The 16,852-nt window shown below is 62.7% G+C and carries 20 protein-coding genes; 10 read left to right on the forward strand and 10 right to left on the reverse strand.

The genetic code is table 11. From position 1 onward, the window contains the following. Positions 1-35 precede the first annotated feature (35 nt). The 7 genes from FCS99_RS09085 to FCS99_RS09115 all read left to right on the forward strand — a co-directional run bounded on the left by FCS99_RS09085 (position 36) and on the right by FCS99_RS09115 (position 5,991). Positions 36-302, forward strand: coding sequence for a RebB family R body protein (locus FCS99_RS09085; RefSeq protein WP_171036313.1), 267 nt, complete (start codon positions 36-38; stop codon positions 300-302). A gap of 95 nt (positions 303-397) precedes the next feature. Next, positions 398-727, forward strand: coding sequence for a hypothetical protein (locus FCS99_RS09090; RefSeq protein ID WP_138511775.1), 330 nt, complete (start codon positions 398-400; stop codon positions 725-727). A 183-nt stretch (positions 728-910) separates the two neighbouring features. Then, complete coding sequence (gene nadA, locus FCS99_RS09095) at positions 911-2,020, forward strand: quinolinate synthase NadA (protein WP_138511776.1); 1,110 nt, start codon at positions 911-913, stop codon at positions 2,018-2,020. Between the two features lie 6 nt (positions 2,021-2,026). After that, the gene (locus FCS99_RS09100) at positions 2,027-3,079 is read left to right on the forward strand and encodes a hypothetical protein (protein WP_138511777.1); all 1,053 of its coding nucleotides are present in this window, start codon (positions 2,027-2,029) and stop codon (positions 3,077-3,079) included. After that, positions 3,076-4,701 carry an L-aspartate oxidase gene (locus FCS99_RS09105; protein WP_138511778.1) on the forward strand — a complete coding sequence of 542 codons (1,626 nt, stop codon included), beginning with the start codon at positions 3,076-3,078 and terminating at the stop codon, positions 4,699-4,701. The genes FCS99_RS09100 and FCS99_RS09105 overlap by 4 nt, the downstream gene beginning before the upstream one ends. Before the next feature lie 11 nt (positions 4,702-4,712). Further along, complete coding sequence (gene nadC / locus FCS99_RS09110) at positions 4,713-5,561, forward strand: carboxylating nicotinate-nucleotide diphosphorylase (RefSeq protein ID WP_138511779.1); 849 nt, start codon at positions 4,713-4,715, stop codon at positions 5,559-5,561. 37 nt (positions 5,562-5,598) lie between these two features. After that, positions 5,599-5,991: a VOC family protein gene (locus FCS99_RS09115; protein WP_138511780.1), complete on the forward strand. Its 393-nt coding sequence runs from the start codon at positions 5,599-5,601 to the stop codon at positions 5,989-5,991. Here FCS99_RS09115 and FCS99_RS09120 read toward each other — a convergent pair. The 3 genes from FCS99_RS09120 to FCS99_RS09130 are packed head-to-tail and all read right to left on the reverse strand — an operon-like array spanning position 5,988 to position 7,513. Then, positions 5,988-6,473: a hypothetical protein gene (locus FCS99_RS09120; RefSeq protein ID WP_138511781.1), complete on the reverse strand. Its 486-nt coding sequence runs from the start codon at positions 6,471-6,473 to the stop codon at positions 5,988-5,990. The genes FCS99_RS09115 and FCS99_RS09120 overlap by 4 nt on opposite strands. A gap of 24 nt (positions 6,474-6,497) precedes the next feature. Further along, a complete protein-coding gene (locus FCS99_RS09125; protein ID WP_138511782.1) occupies positions 6,498-6,932 on the reverse strand; it encodes a hypothetical protein in 435 nt (144 codons plus the stop codon). Positions 6,933-6,955: 23 nt separating this feature from the next. Beyond that, positions 6,956-7,513 (reverse strand): phosphoribosyltransferase, encoded by a 558-nt coding sequence (locus tag FCS99_RS09130; protein WP_138512512.1) that lies wholly within the window; start codon positions 7,511-7,513, stop codon positions 6,956-6,958. 118 nt (positions 7,514-7,631) lie between these two features. Between FCS99_RS09130 and FCS99_RS09135 the strand changes: the two genes are divergently transcribed. Continuing rightward, positions 7,632-8,087, forward strand: coding sequence for a hypothetical protein (locus FCS99_RS09135; RefSeq protein ID WP_138511783.1), 456 nt, complete (start codon positions 7,632-7,634; stop codon positions 8,085-8,087). Further along, positions 8,084-9,097 (forward strand): alpha/beta hydrolase, encoded by a 1,014-nt coding sequence (locus FCS99_RS09140; RefSeq protein ID WP_138511784.1) that lies wholly within the window; start codon positions 8,084-8,086, stop codon positions 9,095-9,097. The genes FCS99_RS09135 and FCS99_RS09140 overlap by 4 nt, the downstream gene beginning before the upstream one ends. Positions 9,098-9,112: 15 nt before the next feature. Here FCS99_RS09140 and FCS99_RS09145 read toward each other — a convergent pair whose 3' ends face one another. From FCS99_RS09145 to FCS99_RS09170, 6 genes are all read right to left on the reverse strand, one after another. Continuing rightward, positions 9,113-9,766 (reverse strand): hypothetical protein, encoded by a 654-nt coding sequence (locus tag FCS99_RS09145; protein WP_138511785.1) that lies wholly within the window; start codon positions 9,764-9,766, stop codon positions 9,113-9,115. Positions 9,767-9,887: 121 nt separating this feature from the next. Beyond that, positions 9,888-10,229: a hypothetical protein gene (locus FCS99_RS09150; protein ID WP_138511786.1), complete on the reverse strand. Its 342-nt coding sequence runs from the start codon at positions 10,227-10,229 to the stop codon at positions 9,888-9,890. 92 nt (positions 10,230-10,321) lie between these two features. After that, positions 10,322-10,798, reverse strand: a complete 477-nt coding sequence (locus FCS99_RS09155; RefSeq protein ID WP_138511787.1) for a response regulator — start codon at positions 10,796-10,798, stop codon at positions 10,322-10,324. Between the two features lie 38 nt (positions 10,799-10,836). Beyond that, entirely contained in the window at positions 10,837-11,757 is a 921-nt protein-coding gene (locus tag FCS99_RS09160; protein ID WP_171036314.1) for a sensor histidine kinase, read from the reverse strand. A gap of 40 nt (positions 11,758-11,797) precedes the next feature. Next, a complete protein-coding gene (locus FCS99_RS09165; protein ID WP_171036315.1) occupies positions 11,798-14,128 on the reverse strand; it encodes a sensor histidine kinase in 2,331 nt (776 codons plus the stop codon). 222 nt (positions 14,129-14,350) lie between these two features. Further along, positions 14,351-14,818 (reverse strand): NUDIX domain-containing protein, encoded by a 468-nt coding sequence (locus FCS99_RS09170; protein WP_138511790.1) that lies wholly within the window; start codon positions 14,816-14,818, stop codon positions 14,351-14,353. A 182-nt stretch (positions 14,819-15,000) separates the two neighbouring features. Between FCS99_RS09170 and FCS99_RS09175 the strand changes: the two genes are divergently transcribed. Then, the gene (locus FCS99_RS09175; RefSeq protein WP_138511791.1) at positions 15,001-15,990 is read left to right on the forward strand and encodes a calcium/sodium antiporter; all 990 of its coding nucleotides are present in this window, start codon (positions 15,001-15,003) and stop codon (positions 15,988-15,990) included. On the opposite strand, the gene FCS99_RS09180 is transcribed toward FCS99_RS09175, so the two are convergent. Continuing rightward, on the reverse strand, positions 15,987-16,700 hold the full coding sequence (locus FCS99_RS09180; protein WP_138511792.1) for a DUF4197 domain-containing protein: 714 nt from the start codon (positions 16,698-16,700) through the stop codon (positions 15,987-15,989). The genes FCS99_RS09175 and FCS99_RS09180 overlap by 4 nt on opposite strands. Positions 16,701-16,852: the final 152 nt, after the last annotated feature.

Consider the following 16,852-nt stretch of genomic DNA (forward strand, 5'->3'; position numbering starts at 1 on the left):
CCATGATGCCCGCGCACAATCACAGGGGGCAGACCATGACGACGACATCCACTATTCCGGTAAACCCCGACGTGACCGATGCGGTGACGCAGGCGAATATCAAGGTGCTGGGCGAAGCGCCCGCTCTGGCCCTGGGCCTGCTCTACCAGACCATTGGCACGGCTTCCGGGCTGGAACTGGAGGATGCCACACGAATACGCGACGCGCTGGAAGACGCGCTGGAAGACGCCACGCCGGAACAGATGCACGAGATCCTCGAGACCATCCTCCACATGGCCACACTGGCAGACCCCTCGCACTGAGGCCTTCCGATATTGCACTGCACAATTTTTTTCTTGCGCACTGCAACGAATTGGTTTTGCATACCAAAATTCTACGAGAGCGCAGTGGGGCTGTGATGCGTCAGGCATGGGTATTCGAGACGGGCGCCGGTTTTCTGGTCTGCTGCCTCACCGTGCTCGCCCTGCATTTCATCAGTCTGGAACACTATGCGCTGGGCGCTCCGCTCGTTCTGATCCTTGCGATCAGTTTGTGCGTCATGCCGATGAACCGGCTCACGCGTGGCCAGCTCCTCATGCCGGCCGCCATCAACAGCGTCATCACCTTTGCGCTCCTGGCCGCCGGGGTCAGCTTCCCGGCCTGTTTCCTGCTGGGGCTCGCCCTCACCGGTCTCGGTTATGCCCTCTGGAAGCTTCACAGCCGCGGTTTCAAATTCCCCGAAGCCTGACCCATCGCGCCCCGCCAAGCCGTTCATGTCCGCCTGATGTCAGGCCATGCCTTGCTTTGCTCATTGTGAGCATTTATATCCTTTCCCAGTAAAGCTCATTTCGAGCATAAGGGGGCGGCCCAATGACGAGCCGCCCATTTTCAGATCCCACTAATGCTCATAACGAGCAAAAGGGAGGGGAAAATGGACCGATTGAATTGGGATGGCACGCCTGAAGGCTTAGATCAGGACCGGCCGGAACTCGCGTACACGGATGAGGTCAAGGCGGCCACGGATCACCTCTATGAGAAGGTGAAGCATGTCGTCACGCCCATGGAGTGGCCGGCCAAGGCGCCGCTGATCCATGCGATCAACCAGCTCAAGAAAGAGAAAAACGCGGTCATCCTCGCCCACAATTACATGACCGCCGACATCTTCCACTGCGTCGGCGACCTGATGGGCGACAGCCTCGCCCTCGCCCGCATGGCGGCAGAGAGCGAAGCCGATATCATCGTCCAGGCCGGCGTCCACTTCATGGCCGAGACCGCCAAGGTGCTCGCGCCGAACAAAAAAGTCCTGATCCCCGACACGCGCGCCGGCTGTTCGCTGGCAAGCTCGATCACGGGCGAGGATGTCCGCCGCATCAAGGCCGCCTATCCCGGCATTCCGGTGGCGACCTATGTGAACACCTCGGCCGATGTGAAAGCGGAATGCGATATCTGCTGCACATCGTCGAACGCCGTCCAGGTCGTCGAGAGCCTGGGTTCGGACACAGTCATTCTCCTGCCCGACCAGTATCTGGCCAAGAATGTCGCCGCCCAGACCGATGTGAAAATCCTCACCTGGGCCGGCAGTTGCGAAGTGCATGAGCAATTCACCGCCCAGGACATCCAGGACCTGCGCGACGCCCATCCCGGTGTCGTCATCATCACCCACCCGGAAAGCCCGCTCGACGTGGTCCAGGCCGCCGACTATGCCGGCTCGACCGCCGCCATGGCTGATTGGGCCAAGAACAGCGGCGCGAAGAAGGCGGTCCTGCTGACCGAATGCTCGATGAGCGACAATGTCGCCGCCGACGTGCCGGAGATCGAGTTCATCCGCCCGTGCAACCTCTGCCCGCACATGAAGCGGATCACGCTGGAAAACATCTATGACTGCCTGCGTCTGGAACAGCATGAAGTGACCGTCCCGGACGCCGTCATCGAAGGCGCCCGCGCCTCCGTCCAGGCCATGCTCGACCTGCCCAAGCCGGACAAGCCCGCCAGCTTTGATCCGACGAAGCAGGAGAAGCCGGTGGACCTGGTGGCGATCTAGGGGGCCATGGTGACCCGCGCCTTCATCTGGCTCGCCTGCCTGCTCAGCGCTCTTTGCAGCGCAAGTCTGAAGGCAGAGGCACAAACGACGCTCATGGCAGCCTTGCCTGAATTGGGCATCGAAGAGCATTGCCAATCGCTTGGCATAGAGGACCAGACCGCGCGATTCTTCCACGTGTCGCTCTTGCCGCCTTCTCAGACGGGAGACACCCAATTGGACTGCGTGCGGGTCCAGATCGGCGGGCACTTTCGCTGGATTGACGAGGGGGGAGCCGCTTTACACCCAAGTGTTCACTCGGCCTATCTCGCCTCGGATAGAGAGATCATTGCACCTCGTATTTACCTTGGAGATTGGCCTGACGGCGCGCCTTCACTTTACCATCTCAATGGCGCGAACGTCGTCGTTGAGGGCGTGATCTTCAATTATTGCCAAGCAATCGAGACTGCGATCGAGGCCGGAAATCCACATGCATTTGTGGTCGAGCTCGGTCTGGAAGACTTCCCGGACCCATGTGACGGCTATCCGCTGGATGGTTATCTCCTTTATGATGTCCGCCTCGTTTCGACAGCCCCGGGGCCGGCACAACGCGTCCGTGGCGAGATCAATCGCGGCGTCCTTGGCAATTTGGCTCGAATAGGTGTCGACCAGCCTCACTATGATGGCATTGAAACAGCGACCCGCCGTTGGGCAGAGGAGTTAGGTCGGGGCGAGGCGTATTATCTGACAAACCATACGCCTTCCATCGACCGCGAGAGCCGCATATTTCTCAGGGATCGTCCCTTCAATATCACCGATTTGTATGGCGATAGCGAAGCACTCCGCACGGCTTCCGGCGTTGCGCTATCTTCGCAACCGATTGCAGTTTTCCAGAACGGGGAAGGCGACCCGACAGATAGCGCTTGGGGCCCTGCCGTTTTCGGCTGCATCTGCTTGCAGGATGAATGCTCGGAAGTTTGGCCGCTCGACACAATCGACCTGCCCTGGATGCCCGAAGCCTACATCTGCACCGGGCCCTTCCGTTTCAACCGCGAAAACGACAATTGGGAGCGACATCATTGACCCGCCCCGTTCTCATCTGTGGTGCCGGCATTGCCGGGCTCTGGGCAGCGCTGAAATTGGCGCCGCGCAAGGTCGTTCTGTTGACCGGTTCGCCGCTGGGTGAAGGCGCAGCCTCGGGCTGGGCCCAGGGCGGGGTGGCAGCAGCTCTGGCCGAAGATGACACGCCGGCCCTGCACACGAATGACACCCTTACCGCCGGCGCCGGACTGGTGGAGGTCGAAGCGGCCCGGGCGCTGGCCGAAGGGGCTGCCGCCGAGGTCGCGGAACTGGCTGCGCTGGGCGCCCCCTTCGAGCGCGAGGGCGAGACCTGGTCGCTGTCCCGGGAAGCGGCCCATTCGCGCCACCGGGTGGCCCGGGTCAAGGGCGACGGCGCGGGCGCCGCGATCATGGCGACGCTGATCGAAGCGGTGCGTCGGGCGGACCACATCGAGATCCGCGGTGGCTGGAAAGCCGTCTCCCTGCTGGGCGATGCGCAGGCCTGCGCCGGCGCAATTGCCCTTTCACCCGATGGACGGACAGAGGCGATCAATGCCGACGCCACCATCCTCGCCATGGGCGGGGCCGGCGGCCTGTTCGCCCTGACCACGACACCGGCCGGAGCCCAAGGCCAGGCCATGGTGATGGCAGCCCGTCTGGGCGCGACCGTCCAGGATCCGGAATTCGTGCAATTCCACCCGACCGCGCTCAATGCCGGACTGGATCCTGCGCCGCTGTGCACCGAAGCGCTGCGCGGTGAAGGCGCGACCCTGATCGACCGCACCGGACACCGTTTCATGAAGGCCGTCCATGCCGACGCCGAACTGGCCCCGCGCGATGTCGTCGCCCGGGCCGTGCACCGGCAGAATGCCACCGGCAAGGGGGCGTATCTTGATTGCCGCACAGCGATCGGCGACGCTTTTCCGAACGAGTTCCCCGCCGTCTTCGCCGCCTGTCAGAAGGCCGGGATCGATCCGCGCATCGAGCCCATCCCGGTAGCCCCGACGGCGCACTATCACATGGGCGGCGTGAAGGCCGATGTGGATGGTCGCACGGATGTGCCGGGCCTCTACGCCATCGGCGAATGCGCCTCGACCGGCCTGCACGGCGCCAACCGTCTGGCCTCCAACTCGCTGGCCGAAGGCTTGGTGAGTGCTGCGCGAGTGGCGCGTTTATTCTCCTCGCCCTTGACGGGCGAGGGGGACCGCTGCGCAAGCCGCGGGGGAGTGGGTGACCCGTCGAAACTCGGAGCGCGTCGCGCTTCACTCCTTCCGCCTCGCCGCTCAGCGGCGAGCCTCCTTCCCCATCAAGGGGAAGGAGAGACCTTGGGTGAACTCCCCCCTCACGCGCTCCAGAGCCTGCGCCAGGCCATGTCCCGGCATTGCGGGGTGGAACGTTCGGAGAGCGGGCTGACCGCCTTGAAATCCCTGATATGCGACCTGCGCGCCGAGCATGGTGATGCGGATGCCCTGATCGCGGCGGACTTCATTGTCACCGGCGCCCTGAACCGTTGCGAAAGCCGCGGCGGCCACTTCCGCACGGATTGCCCGCAGACCGCAACCAAGGCTTTACACACGCGCCTGACCCTCAATGATCTGACGCTCGCCCAAACGGGGGCACAGCGTTATCAGACCCCGGCCGAATGACAGGAACCCCCATGTCCGTGATGCCCCTGCCCCGCCATGTCGTGACCGAGGCGGTCACTCGCGCCATTGCCGAGGACCAGGGCGGTCGCGGCGATATCACTTCACTGGCGTGCATTCCGGCCAAGGTCGAGGCCAAATTCTATTTCAAGGCCCGCGAGGCCGGCGTGATCTGCGGCCTGCAGCCGGCGCTGGAAGCCATCTGGCAGTGCGATCCGGAAGCCCTGATCAGCCCGCAAGTCTCCGATGGCGAGCGCGTGGAGCCGGGCGATGTCCTGATCAGCGTGACCGGTCAGGCCCGCGGCCTGCTGTCGGCCGAGCGGATTGCCCTCAATTTCATGGGCCGGATGAGCGGGGTTGCGAGCTTCACCCGCACCTATGTCGATGCGGTTGCGGGCACCGGAGTCCGCATCGCTCACACCCGCAAGACCACGCCGGGTTTTCGCGCCTTCGAGCTCCAGGCCGTGCAGGCGGGCGGCGGCGCGCTGCACCGCTTCGGTCTGGATGACGCCATCCTGATCAAGGACAATCATGTCGCCGTGTGCGGTGGCGTTGCAGAGGCCGTCCAGGCCGCCCGCCAGAGCGCAGGCCACATGACGCGTATCGCCGTCGAAGTGGACCGGCTGGACCAGCTGGGCGCCGCCATCGAAGCGGGCGCGGAGAGCGTCTTGCTGGACAATTTCAGCCTGGACGATCTGCGCGCTGCCGTAGACCAGGCCAAGGACAAAGTCATTCTGGAAGCGTCGGGTGGGGTCAATCTGGACACGGTTCGCGGCATTGCCGAGACCGGTGTCGATGTCATTTCGGTCGGGGCGCTGACCCATTCGGCGCCCAATTTCGACATTGGGCTGGATGAACGCTAGCCGTCGCAAACAACAGACATCAGAGAGAGGAATACGCGTGTTCAATCATATCATGGTAGGGTCGAACGACATCGAAAAGTCCAAGGCATTCTATGATGCCGTGCTCGGCGTACTTGGCGCCGGCAATGCCATCCGCAACGAAGCCCCGACCGGGCATGTGCGCTATTTCTACCTGCATGACGGCAATGCCTTCTGCATCAGCGAACCGATCAATGGCGAACCGGCGACCCATGCCAATGGCGCCACGATAGGCTTCAAGTGCAGCTCGCCGGAACAGGTGAAAACCTTCCATGACGTCGCCGTGGAAAATGGTGGCGTCTCGATCGAGGACGCGCCCGGCCCGCGCACCAGTGATATGGGGACGCTGCATCTGTCCTATGTCCGCGATCCGGACGGCAACAAGCTGTGCGCGATTCATCGCCCCGGCTAGCGGCAGATCCCGACCCGGTTGGTCAACCAGAGCAGGAGAGAGAGCACACCGGCATAGGCGAGGCTGAAATAGCCAGCCTCCGGCTGCTGATCATTCCCGGCCAGTCCGGTGAGAATCCAGTCGATATTGAACAGAAGTGAGGCAGCGACATAGGCCCAAAAGGCCCAAGCCTTGCGCATGACCAGTCCCGCGAAGCTGACAGTCAGGATCGCCGTGGCGAGAAAATAGATCGAGTCCTGGGCCAGGCTGGTGCCCAGGACCAGATCCACCCAGCTGTCTCTGTAATAGGCATGGGTCGCAGGAACGGTCCGGATCAGGATATCGCCGACACCCCACCAGACGGAGTAAGCGGTCTCGACCAGATGGAGCAGAAAGACACCGCCGAACAACGCAATTTGCCAGCCCGACAAATTCCTGAAATAGGCCATCGCCCAGATTTCCCCTGCCCAATTCTCCACGAGAATGGCGTGAGTTCCGGACAACTACAAGCCGGGCAGGAAAATGCTCTAGCGGATCAGGCGGCGGTTCAGGAGCAGAAATAGAAGCGTGATCACCAACCCCTGATACACCAGCGAGATGTATCCCGGCGCCGTCAGGAAGTCGGCACCACTCGGTGCGGCCACGACCCAGTCCACGCTGAACATGAGCATGGCGAGGGGATAGGTCACAATGACCAGCTGACGCCGCTGTGTGACCAGAACGAAACTCGCCACAATGAGCGCGACGCCAGTGAAATAGACCACTTCCTGCCAGAGCGGCACGGTCAGGACGAAATCGACCATCTCGGCGGGAAAAATTGCGCGCGGACGGGGCAGAACCCGGATCAGCAGATCGCTGCCAGCCCAGTACAGCGTATAGCACAGCTCCATGAACATCAGGAGCCAGGTCGCGCCATACATCCATCCCCATCGGGCTAATGGCGTGCCGTCAATCTTGACCACGTTCCACTCTCCTTCTGCCGGAATCAGTCATCCAACAGACTGCGCCCGACCTTGCCCTTTGCCCGTATTTCATCCGGGCTCAGCCCGCACAATTCATGCGGAAAGACGAGCCAGGCATCTGTCTCTTCTACGTAGAAGTCGGGGGTCATGGATGACCGGTTCCGCTCGGGTTTGAAGTAGACTGTGGCGATTTTGGTTTCCTGCGGGAAATTCCGGCGGCATTTTGCCCTGAGCACATCGATGATGGCCTCGATCGAACTGCCGCTGTCGAACACGTCATCCACGATCAGGAGCCGGTCATCCGCATTGAGAGCATCGACAAGATAGCTTTCACCATGAACACGAACTTCCCGCGCCATCTGATCAATGCCGGTATAGGCGGAGGTTCGCAGGGCGATGTGATCGGTCTCCACCCCTTTCCAGGCCAGATATTCCTGAACCGCAATCCCCACCGGCGCACCACCGCGCCAGACCCCGACGATATAGGTGGGTCGAAAGCCGCTCGCGAGGATATAGGCGGCCAGCTTGAAACTCAGGGCCAGAAGATCATCTGCTGAAATGAAAGTCTTTTGATCGCTCATCCCAGCAGCTTCCGTCAGCCCCTGCCACTTCACAACCCCGCCCGCACGCAGAAAATAACTTGCAACACCACCCAACCTCCCCGTTAGATTGAATCCTGTGAAAGAGGCGGCAGCTTCCATGCCCCGACGAAACCCCGTTACAGACAAGCGGCCCGGTTCCGCCCGCACTCTGAGCTGGTTCCTGGTCCTGCCCCTGGCAACCGTGTCGGCCCTCGTCTCGACCTACTGGATCTTTGCCTACTGGATGCTAACGCGGGGACCGCCGTCCACCGTCTTGCCCCTGGCCGCCCATGATGCGGCCACCGGAGCCCCCTTCATCACCATCATTCTTGGACACGCCTGCATGCTGGCCTTCTGGTTCGCCTTGGGAGCCCTTCTGCTAAGGCGCGGACGGATATTCCTGACCGCCTATGTGTGCGGAGCCGGCATCCGGGCAACCAGCTGGATCTTCCAGTCCTTCAATCCGGACTTTCCCTCCGAAATCGGGTTTTTCCAAATCGGACTGGAGGCGACTGCGGTCTGGCTTTTCCTGCGATGGCGGCAAGAGGCAAATCCACCTAGTCTGGACGCATGAGACAGACAGACATTCCCGCCGGAACCCTTCACACGCTTCACGTCGACAGCCAGGCCGTGGCTGGCAACATGCTGGGAGACAGCCCGCATCGCCGTATCGACGTCTATGTCCCGCACGGCCATGACGGACAGGGCCTGCCCCTGCTGGTCGACCTGGTCGGCTTCACCTCGGGCGGTCCGGGTCACACAAACTGGCGCAATTTCGGGGAAAATGTCCCCGAACGCGCGGACCGGCTGATCCATGAGGGCGAGATGGCGCCCTGTGTAATCGCCTTCCCCGACTGTTTCACCCGCCTGGGCGGCAACCAATATGTGAACTCCGTTGCGATGGGCCATTGGGATGATTTCCTCCGGCAGGAGGCCGTCCCGGCCGTCGAGGTCCGGTTCGGTTGTGGCGGAGCCGGCAAGCGCGGCTGTTTCGGCAAAAGCTCAGGCGGCTATGCCTCCATGGTTCATGCCCTGCTCCACCCGGACTTCTGGTCGGCGGCCGCCTGCCATTCCGGGGATATGGGGTTCGAGCTCATGTTCGCAGCCGACTTCGCCCACACGCTGCGCCGGATCGCCAAGCATGGCGGAACGATCGAGAGCTTCATCGAGGCCTGGGAAACCGAGAGCCGGATCAAGGTCAGCGGTGATGACCTACACGCGCTCATGATCCTGGCCATGGCCGCGACCTACGATCCCGATCCCGACGCCTATCTGGGCATCCGCTTGCCGGTGACGATGGACACCTGTGAACGCATTCCCGAGCGCTGGGCGGAATGGATGAAATGGGACCCTCTGGAAATGCTGGATGAGCACGCCGATGGCCTTAAGGATCTGAAAGGCCTGTTCATCGATTGCGGCGATGTCGACCAGTACAATCTGGTCTATGGTGCCCGCCGCATGAACAAGGCCCTCGCCGCGCGCGGCATTCCGCATGTCTATGAAGAGTTTGCCGGCACGCATTCCTCCATCGACTTCCGGATGGATACGTCCCTGCCCTATCTGGCCAAGGTTCTCAGCGCCTGAACAAGGCCGTCTGTTTCAGGCCGGCACCTTGATCGTCTGGGTCTTCTTGCCGCCTGTCACCGACCGGACCGATTGCGTGAACGCGGTCGCTACAAGCGCAATCAGCACCCGTGCAATGATGGTGAAGAAGAGCAGCAGGATCTTGTCGTCCGAGACAGCAAAGCGTACGCCCGACTGCCAGCGCCCGGTCAAGGGAAGGTGGGAAAGCTGGTCTTCCACCCAGTCTGCCGCATCCAGCATGGTATGAAGCACGTGCTCCATCGTCAGGGCGATGAAGGCGAGCATGATGATGGCCAGCACGAAGGACAGGAAGAGCGTCGCCATCATCGAGGAGATACGGCTGACGAAGGGCGCTTCGGACACGCGGATCTTGTTCATTCCTGTCGCCGCCGAGAAGCCCGTACCGACAATACCCAGAATGATGCGGGCGATGATCGTGAAGATGAGCAGGACGATCTTGTCGTCACTGGCATAGATCCGGACCAGATTATTGTACTGCTCCGGGATGGGCAGGCTCGCCACGGCGTCTTCGACCAGATCCGCGCCATCCTGCACCCAGCCGAGCCAGTGCGGCAGGTAGAACCAGAGCAGGACCAGCATGGCCATGGCCATCAGCATGGACACAAACAGCGTGGCCGAAATTTTCGTCAGACGCGCAAACAAGAACATGACTTCCCCCGGATCGCAGACGCGACGATCGCCAGACTAACGGCAAATCGTGTCAGAGTCGCGGTAGATCGCGTCGCAGGCGAACCGGAGAGGCGCTCTGCCCCTCCGGTAGCCCGTTTGGTCAGTGTGCCAGAATCTCGATCGTGATCGCGCTGCCGTCTTCGGACCAGCCTGTGGTGGACCAGACCTCTCCCGGCATCAGATCCGGATTCCACGGCCCGCAATTGGAGGCCGTGCCCTGCTCGGTCTCGACATGGATGCACAATTCGCTGTCCAGGGTCCAGGAGCCAGCAACACCGCGGCTGTCCGAATAACTGCCATCATCGCCGAACCAGGCATCAAAGCCGTCCTCGCCGAATGTGACCCGCACGGTCTGACCCGCGACATTGTCCATTCCGTCAGCCAGCGCCACCGGCGCCAGCGTCACGACCAGTGCGGCAGCGGCCGCCAGATAGTTGTTCATGGGTATCTCCCCGCATGATTGGCCCGTATCGGGCCTCGCGCCCCCTGCGCGAAGCCAGACTAGACCATTCTCCTCTTGCGGGAAAACCGGCGTCAGTCGATCGGGTCTTCATCCCCATTGTCGGACTGGGGCACTTCCACGATCTGGACCCAGTATTCGCCAATGGAATTGACCACGCGCATCAACCGGTCGAGCGAGATCGGCTTGACGATGTAGGAGGAGGCGCCAAGCCCATAGCTCGACAGGATGTCATCCTCATCCTTGGAGGTCGTCAGGACGATGATCGGGATATGGCGCAGATCGGCGTCATTCTTGATCTCCTCGAGAGCCTCGCGGCCATCCTTCAGCGGCATGTTCAGATCGAGCAGGATGATGCCCGGATAAGGCGCGCCCTCGAGATGCGTGTAGGCACCCTTGCGTCGCAGATAGTCGACCAGCTGCTCGCCATTCTCGAGGAATTCCAGAGGATTGCGAAGACGGACTTCCTCACAGGCCTCTTTGAACAACAGACGATCATCCGGATCGTCATCGACCATGAGAATGGTGAAAAGCCGGTTTTCCTGGCTCATGTTTTAGGCCCCGTCCTGCTGGACCCGTCCAAGACGGGTCATGTGTCTGCCAGATTCGCCCGATGTCGCGGCAAGATCAAGGTGAAGCAGGCACCTTTCCCCTCCTCACCGCGGGCGGTGATGCCTCCACCATGCCGTTCCGCAATTTTGCGGCAAGTCGCCAGACCGACACCGGACCCGGGATAGGCATCCCGTGCATGCAGGCGTTCCAGGAGACCGAAAATGCGATCCGCATGCCGGTTGTCAAACCCGATGCCGTTATCGCTCACCTCGATCACCGCCAGTTCGCCTGTGGTGTCTGCCTCCGACCGAGCGGAGATTCGAATATCCACATTCGCGTCCGGACGCCGATATTTCAAGGCATTATCGATCAGGTTTTCGAACAGGACCCGCATCTGGTCTGCATCCGCCTCGACAACGGGAAGGGTATCCAGCGCCACAGTGTGCGGTGCGGCCACCCGGGCTTCGATGATCGAAGTCACCACGTCGTCCAAGGCGACCGGGGCGGTTTTTGTGTGATCATCGCGGACACGGGCATGCGTCTTGAGCTTGTCGAGCAGGTCCCGAAGACGCGTCGCCCCGTCCATCATGCGCTCGAGATAACGCGCCTGTTTTTCGTCCGGCACCGGCCCCAGCGTGTCGTGGAGGCGCTGTCCGAACATTTCGATCTTGCGCAGGGGTTCGTGCAGGTCGTGCGTGGTGACGGACACAAACTCGGTCAGATCGGCATTGTCCCGCCGCAAGCGCGCCAGCTCCGCCTGCCGCTGGTCTTCCGCCCGCCATGTCAGGACCGCGATGGCCGACAGAAGGCCGGCCACAGCAATGGGCGCGACCAGGGCGGCGCCTTGTCCCCAGGACATCGGAACCCAGACGACCAGCACCAGGAGCAGACCCAGTCCGGACAGGATCGGAACCAGCCGGTCGCGCCAGGCAGGGATGTCGATAGAAGATGGCTTCATGCGTGTCATTCCCGGCTGACGCATCAGGGGCCGGCCTCCATCAGGTGACACTGCCCTGCCGCACGGGCAGGAGCAGGGTGAAGACAGCACCGGAATCGGGCTCTCCCCAAGCGGTCAGTTCGCCGGCATGCCGTTCCGCGATCTTGCGGCAGGTCGCCAGTCCGACACCCGTGCCATCGAATTCATCCCGCCCGTGCAAACGCTCGAACATGCCGAAAATGCGTTCGGCATGGCGCGGCTCGAACCCGACCCCGTTATCCGCCACCGCAATCCGCGCCATGGCGCCGTTCTCACCCACCTCGACACTGCCCTCAATGGAAATCGAGGGCTGTACGCCCGGCCGGCGGAATTTCAGGGAATTGGCCACCAGGTTCAGGAAGAGCTGGTGCATCTGACCCGGATCCGCCTCGATCGCCGGCATCTCCCCGACCCGGATCGTGGCATTCTCCGCCGTGATCCGCGGTTCCAGATCCGACAGGACATCGGCGATCACGGTCGACAGCTCCACGGGCAGGAAGGAGGTCGTCTTCGAATTGACGCGGGAATAGCTCAACAGGTCATCGATCAGGCGGCGCATTCGCGTGGCGGCATCCACCATGCGTTCCAGATAGTGCCGGCCCGTATCATCCAGCGCGTCATAGCATTTGTTGTTCAGACGCTCGCCGAAAGCCTGGATCTTGCGCAACGGCTCCTGCAAATCGTGCGAGGCGGCATAGGCAAATTCCTGGAGTTCGGAGTTGGAGCGTTTGAGCTCCTGCGCATAGCGGCGCAGGGCCAGCTCATCGCGCTTGCGATTGGTGATGTCGCGAAAGGTGATCACGGCACCGGCCGACTTGTCGGCCGGATCCAGCGGCGAGGACGCCGATTCAATCGGGATGGGTTGTCCGGCCTTGGTCCAGAACACATCGCCCTCAGCCGATTCGCCCAGCAGATCGGGGAAGTGGATACCGCATTCCTCGCGTGGATAGATCGATCCGTCGCGGCGCGAATGGTGGACCGTGGCGTGCATGTCCTTGCCGATCAGCTCGTGCTCCTCATAGCCGAGCATCTGGCAGGCGCGCGGATTGATGAAGGTGACCGTGCCATTGCCATCAATGCCGTAAATGCCTTCGGCGGCCGTGTTCAGGATCTGGGACAGGCGCTGGTTGGCGGCCGCCGTGGCCTGGGCCCGGCGCCTTGTGATGGTCCGGTGTGCGCTGAACAGGACGGCCAGGAGAATGAAGGACAGGGCCATCGCGACAGCGAAGACGCGCAGCACGGCCCGGGCCTGGTTGGCCCCCGCCAGGGCATCAATGACATCGATTTCGGTGATCACGCCGATATCGCGGACATCATCCCATCGCCAGGCCCCCATGACGAGCACGCCGCGACTGTCGCGATAGCCGCGCAGATTGTGGCCACGCCCTTCGGAGATGACGCTGCGGGCCGCCAGGGTCAGCGGCCATTGCGCATAGGGGCGCGACGGGATGGCACCGCGGGTGACGTCGACACCGGGGTCGCGCACCTCGACATGCAGCATGGAGGGATGTCCCTCCGCCAGCAGGCCGGCATTGATGAATTCCTCGCCATAGCGCGTTTCGGTCAGCAGCCGCCCGGTCCGGTCGATGGCATAGGTCTCGCCGGAAACACCGGTCCGGCCGACCCGGAATGTGGCGGCATACTCGCCCAGCGGATCGATCCTCAGCGCGAGATAGCCCAGGCGTTCCCCGTCCTCGTCACGCACTTCGGCGATCGAGTACATGAGGATTTCCTCGTCGACCTGACCATTCTCTTCCCCGGGGTTCAGGGTGACGAGATCGACGATATGCGGGCGGGTCAGCAGGGCGCCGGTGGTGGACAGGCGCTCCAGATTGACCAGGTCCAGCATGAGGGCCGGCTCGGCCAGATCGCTGTTGCGCACCGAAGCCAGCGTGGTGCCATTGTTGGAAATCAGCAGATAGCCGCGATAGCCGTACTCGGTCAGCCAGGGCCCCAGATTCTCCCGCAGGCGCTGCTGGGCCGGTGCGGTTTCCAAACTGCCGCGAACCGGAGAGACGGACAATTCCTGCAACGCCGAGACGACGCTCTCATCCTGCGCCCAGACCCGGACATCATTCTCCCGGTCGCGGGCCCAGTCGTCGAAGCGCTGGATCGTGTTGGACAGGACGGCTTCCAGCGTGGACAGGTTGGTCGAGCGCGCCGAGGCCATCAGCGCGCCTTCGCCGGCCATCACGGCCAGAGCCACAATCACAATGAAGAAAACGGCGACAAGGCCTGGCAGAACCTGACCGATCCAGCCATCCGTATCCGCCAGACGCTGGAAGGGCGAACGAGTTGATTCGGCCCCCTCTTCGTCCTGGAGATAGGTGTCGCTCTCTGGCTGGGCGGTCATTCCAATCGACTCTGCGGCCTCCCCGGCGTTGTATCCTAGCGATTTTGTTGCACGTGTCGCGCAATCTCGCCACATCCGCGGCGAAAAAGTGCCGATTTGCTTCAGATCGGGTTCAGCCACCCTTGCCTAGTTTCGACAGCGTGCGCCCCGCGGTGTATCGGTCCGGGCGTCGGCATAACCCTCGCTTTGCACGGGTTCGGGCCGGTACACCGCACCTTTCACCTACCAGACAGACGCCGAATCCCCCGAGCGGAACTCGTCCAGCCGCCGCCGTGTGGCTGGAGTGACATCGTCGGGCAGCCGGTCCGGGTCGAACCAGTCGACCGCCTCGATCTCCCCGTCATGATCACACTCACAGGCCTGCCAGTGCTCGGCGACATAGACGAGGACATGATCGCCGCGAAAGCGCGGCTCGTTGGAATAGATGCCCTGCAACCGTACCGGACCGGTCAGATCAACCCCGCACTCCTCCTGCAATTCGCGCCGCAGCGAGAGCTCAGCCGGTTCCCCGCGCTCCACGCCGCCGCCCGGCAGGTGCCAGCCGGGAACATAGGTATGCTTGACGAGGACCACACGACCATCGCCACGCAGGACGATGCCACGAACGCCCAGCGTCATGCCCCGCGTCATCCGCCACCAGGTCTGCAAAAGCGGACGGACCAACGGCTCGAAACGCCGCTTCCAGCTCATGCCGCAAACCCCGCTAGCCAGTGTCGGATGAGCGCGCTATGTACGGGGTCAGTACACGACATTGTGGGAAGGTTTCGCATGTTTGCTCTGGTTGCCATCGGCGGCGTCGCCGTCATTTTCGGTCTGCTCAACCTTATCGAATACCGTCGCCTCGACTAGTCCGCGAGCCGTAGGTTCCTGACATGGCTGCTCCCGTTTTCATCGGCCTCATCCTGGGTGGGATCGTCGTCCTCTTGTTTGGCGGCGATTTGCTCGTGCGTGGCGGGGCGGCCCTGGCGCGGATCTGGAAACTGCCACCGCTCTTGGTCGGCCTGACGATCATTGCCTTCGGCACGTCGGCCCCGGAACTCGTGGTGTCCATCCAGTCCGCCCTGTCCGGCGCGCCCGGCCTCGCCCTGGGCAATATCGTCGGCTCCAATATCGCCAATTTCCTCCTGATCCTGGGACTTCCCGCGATTTTCGGGGCCATTGCGACGACCACGCCCGGCGTGCGGCGCAATGCGATCTTCGCCCTGGTCGCAGCGATCATCCTGGTCGTGGTCAGTTGGGGCGATCACACGATCACCCTGGTGGAAAGCGTGATCCTGTTCGCCCTGATCATCGGCTATGTGAGCCTGCTGGGCATCCTCGCCCAACGCGAGAAAGACGATCCCAGCCTTGCCGAACTGACCGATCTGGAACAGATGGACGGCCTGCCCAAGAGCCTGGGCAAGAGCGTTTTGACGGTCATTGTCGGTCTGGTCGCCCTGCCCGTCGGTGCGCAGATGATTGTCGTCGGGGGCACGGAAGCCGCCGCCACGCTGGGCGTGGACGAAGCCATTATCGGCCTGACCGCCGTGGCCTTCGGCACCTCCTTGCCGGAACTGGCCACCGTCGTGATGGCCTCGGTCCGCCGGCAGGCGGAAATGGCGATCGGCAATGTTCTGGGCTCGAACATCTTCAACGTCTTTGCCGTCGGCGGCGCGACCGGTCTGGCTGCGTCCATGGCGGGGCATGACCTGCCGGTTCCCGAAGGTTTCTTCGGCCTGGATTTCTGGGTCATGCTGGGTGCCAGTGTCGCGATTGCCGGCATCATCCTGGCCAAGCAGCCGATCAACCGCCTGTTCGGCCTCATCCTGTTCGGCGCCTATCTGGCCTATATTGCGGTCCTCGCCCGCGGCGTGATGGGCTAGCCGAAGACGCGGCGCAGGATGTCCGTGGTCCGGTTGACCGGGTCCCGGCGAATTGCCCGCTCTTCCTCTCCGACATAGTGAAACACACCGGACAGGGTGCGCCGCGACGCATCATCCGTCAGCTGCTCCGACAGGGAGCGCCCGCCCGACCGGCTGCGCATGAGCCCGCCGAGAAAACCGCCCTGATTATTGAGGCGCTGCTCGATCGGCTGCAGCGTGCGATAGGCGCCCGATGATTCCAGCGTCTGCTCCATGCGGGGACGCACCAGGGCGTAAAGCGAATCCGAGGTGCGGCGCTCCAGATAGTCCGTCGCGGACCGGTCTCCGCCGCGCACAATCCCCAGCGCATCCTGCAGGCTGATCGATTGGACCGCATCGAGGAAGATGGACTGCACGGCCGGCATGACGGCTTCGGCCGCGCGGTTGATGGACAGCTCCAGATCGTCCAACTGACCGGCCAGACCGACCCGGCGCAGCATGGATTGCACGTCGCGGACCCGCGACGGCAGCGGAATTCGAACCTGCGGGTCCCCGAAGAAACCGTCGCGCTGGCCCAGCTGGTTGGTGGCCAGTCGGGCCGCCTGGCGCAGGGCGGCCCGCACCCCGTCGGCAGCCTGGCGCTCTGTCAGCCCCCATTGGGCCGCCTGTGCGGCCGGTGACAGGGACAGGCCAAGGCCGGCGAGTGAAAGCAGAACAGTGCGACGATGCATGATGAAACCCCGATGATTTGAGCCGAGTTTGGCACAAGCCCCGCCCCCGGCAAACGGCCTTGCCCGGACACGGGACGATCCCGGCCCGTGTCCCGGCGACAGACCGGCAAAGTGGGACTAGGATGCGCCTCAAACAGGATCAGGGGGATAAG

Origin of the sequence: Maricaulis alexandrii (genome assembly GCF_005871165.1) — a bacterium.
Taxonomy (GTDB): Bacteria; Pseudomonadota; Alphaproteobacteria; order Caulobacterales; family Maricaulaceae; genus Maricaulis; species Maricaulis alexandrii.

Coding starts and splice junctions, on each gene's coding strand:
- FCS99_RS09085 (WP_171036313.1), top strand. CDS start 36: ATGACGACGACATCCACTATTCCGGTAAACCCCGACGTGACCGATGCG.
- FCS99_RS09090 (WP_138511775.1), top strand. CDS start 398: ATGCGTCAGGCATGGGTATTCGAGACGGGCGCCGGTTTTCTGGTCTGC.
- nadA (WP_138511776.1), top strand. CDS start 911: ATGGACCGATTGAATTGGGATGGCACGCCTGAAGGCTTAGATCAGGAC.
- FCS99_RS09100 (WP_138511777.1), top strand. CDS start 2,027: ATGGTGACCCGCGCCTTCATCTGGCTCGCCTGCCTGCTCAGCGCTCTT.
- nadC (WP_138511779.1), top strand. CDS start 4,713: ATGTCCGTGATGCCCCTGCCCCGCCATGTCGTGACCGAGGCGGTCACT.
- FCS99_RS09130 (WP_138512512.1), bottom strand. CDS start 7,513: ATGAGCGATCAAAAGACTTTCATTTCAGCAGATGATCTTCTGGCCCTG.
- FCS99_RS09135 (WP_138511783.1), top strand. CDS start 7,632: ATGCCCCGACGAAACCCCGTTACAGACAAGCGGCCCGGTTCCGCCCGC.
- FCS99_RS09140 (WP_138511784.1), top strand. CDS start 8,084: ATGAGACAGACAGACATTCCCGCCGGAACCCTTCACACGCTTCACGTC.
- FCS99_RS09145 (WP_138511785.1), bottom strand. CDS start 9,766: ATGTTCTTGTTTGCGCGTCTGACGAAAATTTCGGCCACGCTGTTTGTG.
- FCS99_RS09150 (WP_138511786.1), bottom strand. CDS start 10,229: ATGAACAACTATCTGGCGGCCGCTGCCGCACTGGTCGTGACGCTGGCG.
- FCS99_RS09155 (WP_138511787.1), bottom strand. CDS start 10,798: ATGAGCCAGGAAAACCGGCTTTTCACCATTCTCATGGTCGATGACGAT.
- FCS99_RS09160 (WP_171036314.1), bottom strand. CDS start 11,757: ATGAAGCCATCTTCTATCGACATCCCTGCCTGGCGCGACCGGCTGGTT.
- FCS99_RS09165 (WP_171036315.1), bottom strand. CDS start 14,128: ATGACCGCCCAGCCAGAGAGCGACACCTATCTCCAGGACGAAGAGGGG.
- FCS99_RS09170 (WP_138511790.1), bottom strand. CDS start 14,818: ATGAGCTGGAAGCGGCGTTTCGAGCCGTTGGTCCGTCCGCTTTTGCAG.
- FCS99_RS09175 (WP_138511791.1), top strand. CDS start 15,001: ATGGCTGCTCCCGTTTTCATCGGCCTCATCCTGGGTGGGATCGTCGTC.
- FCS99_RS09180 (WP_138511792.1), bottom strand. CDS start 16,700: ATGCATCGTCGCACTGTTCTGCTTTCACTCGCCGGCCTTGGCCTGTCC.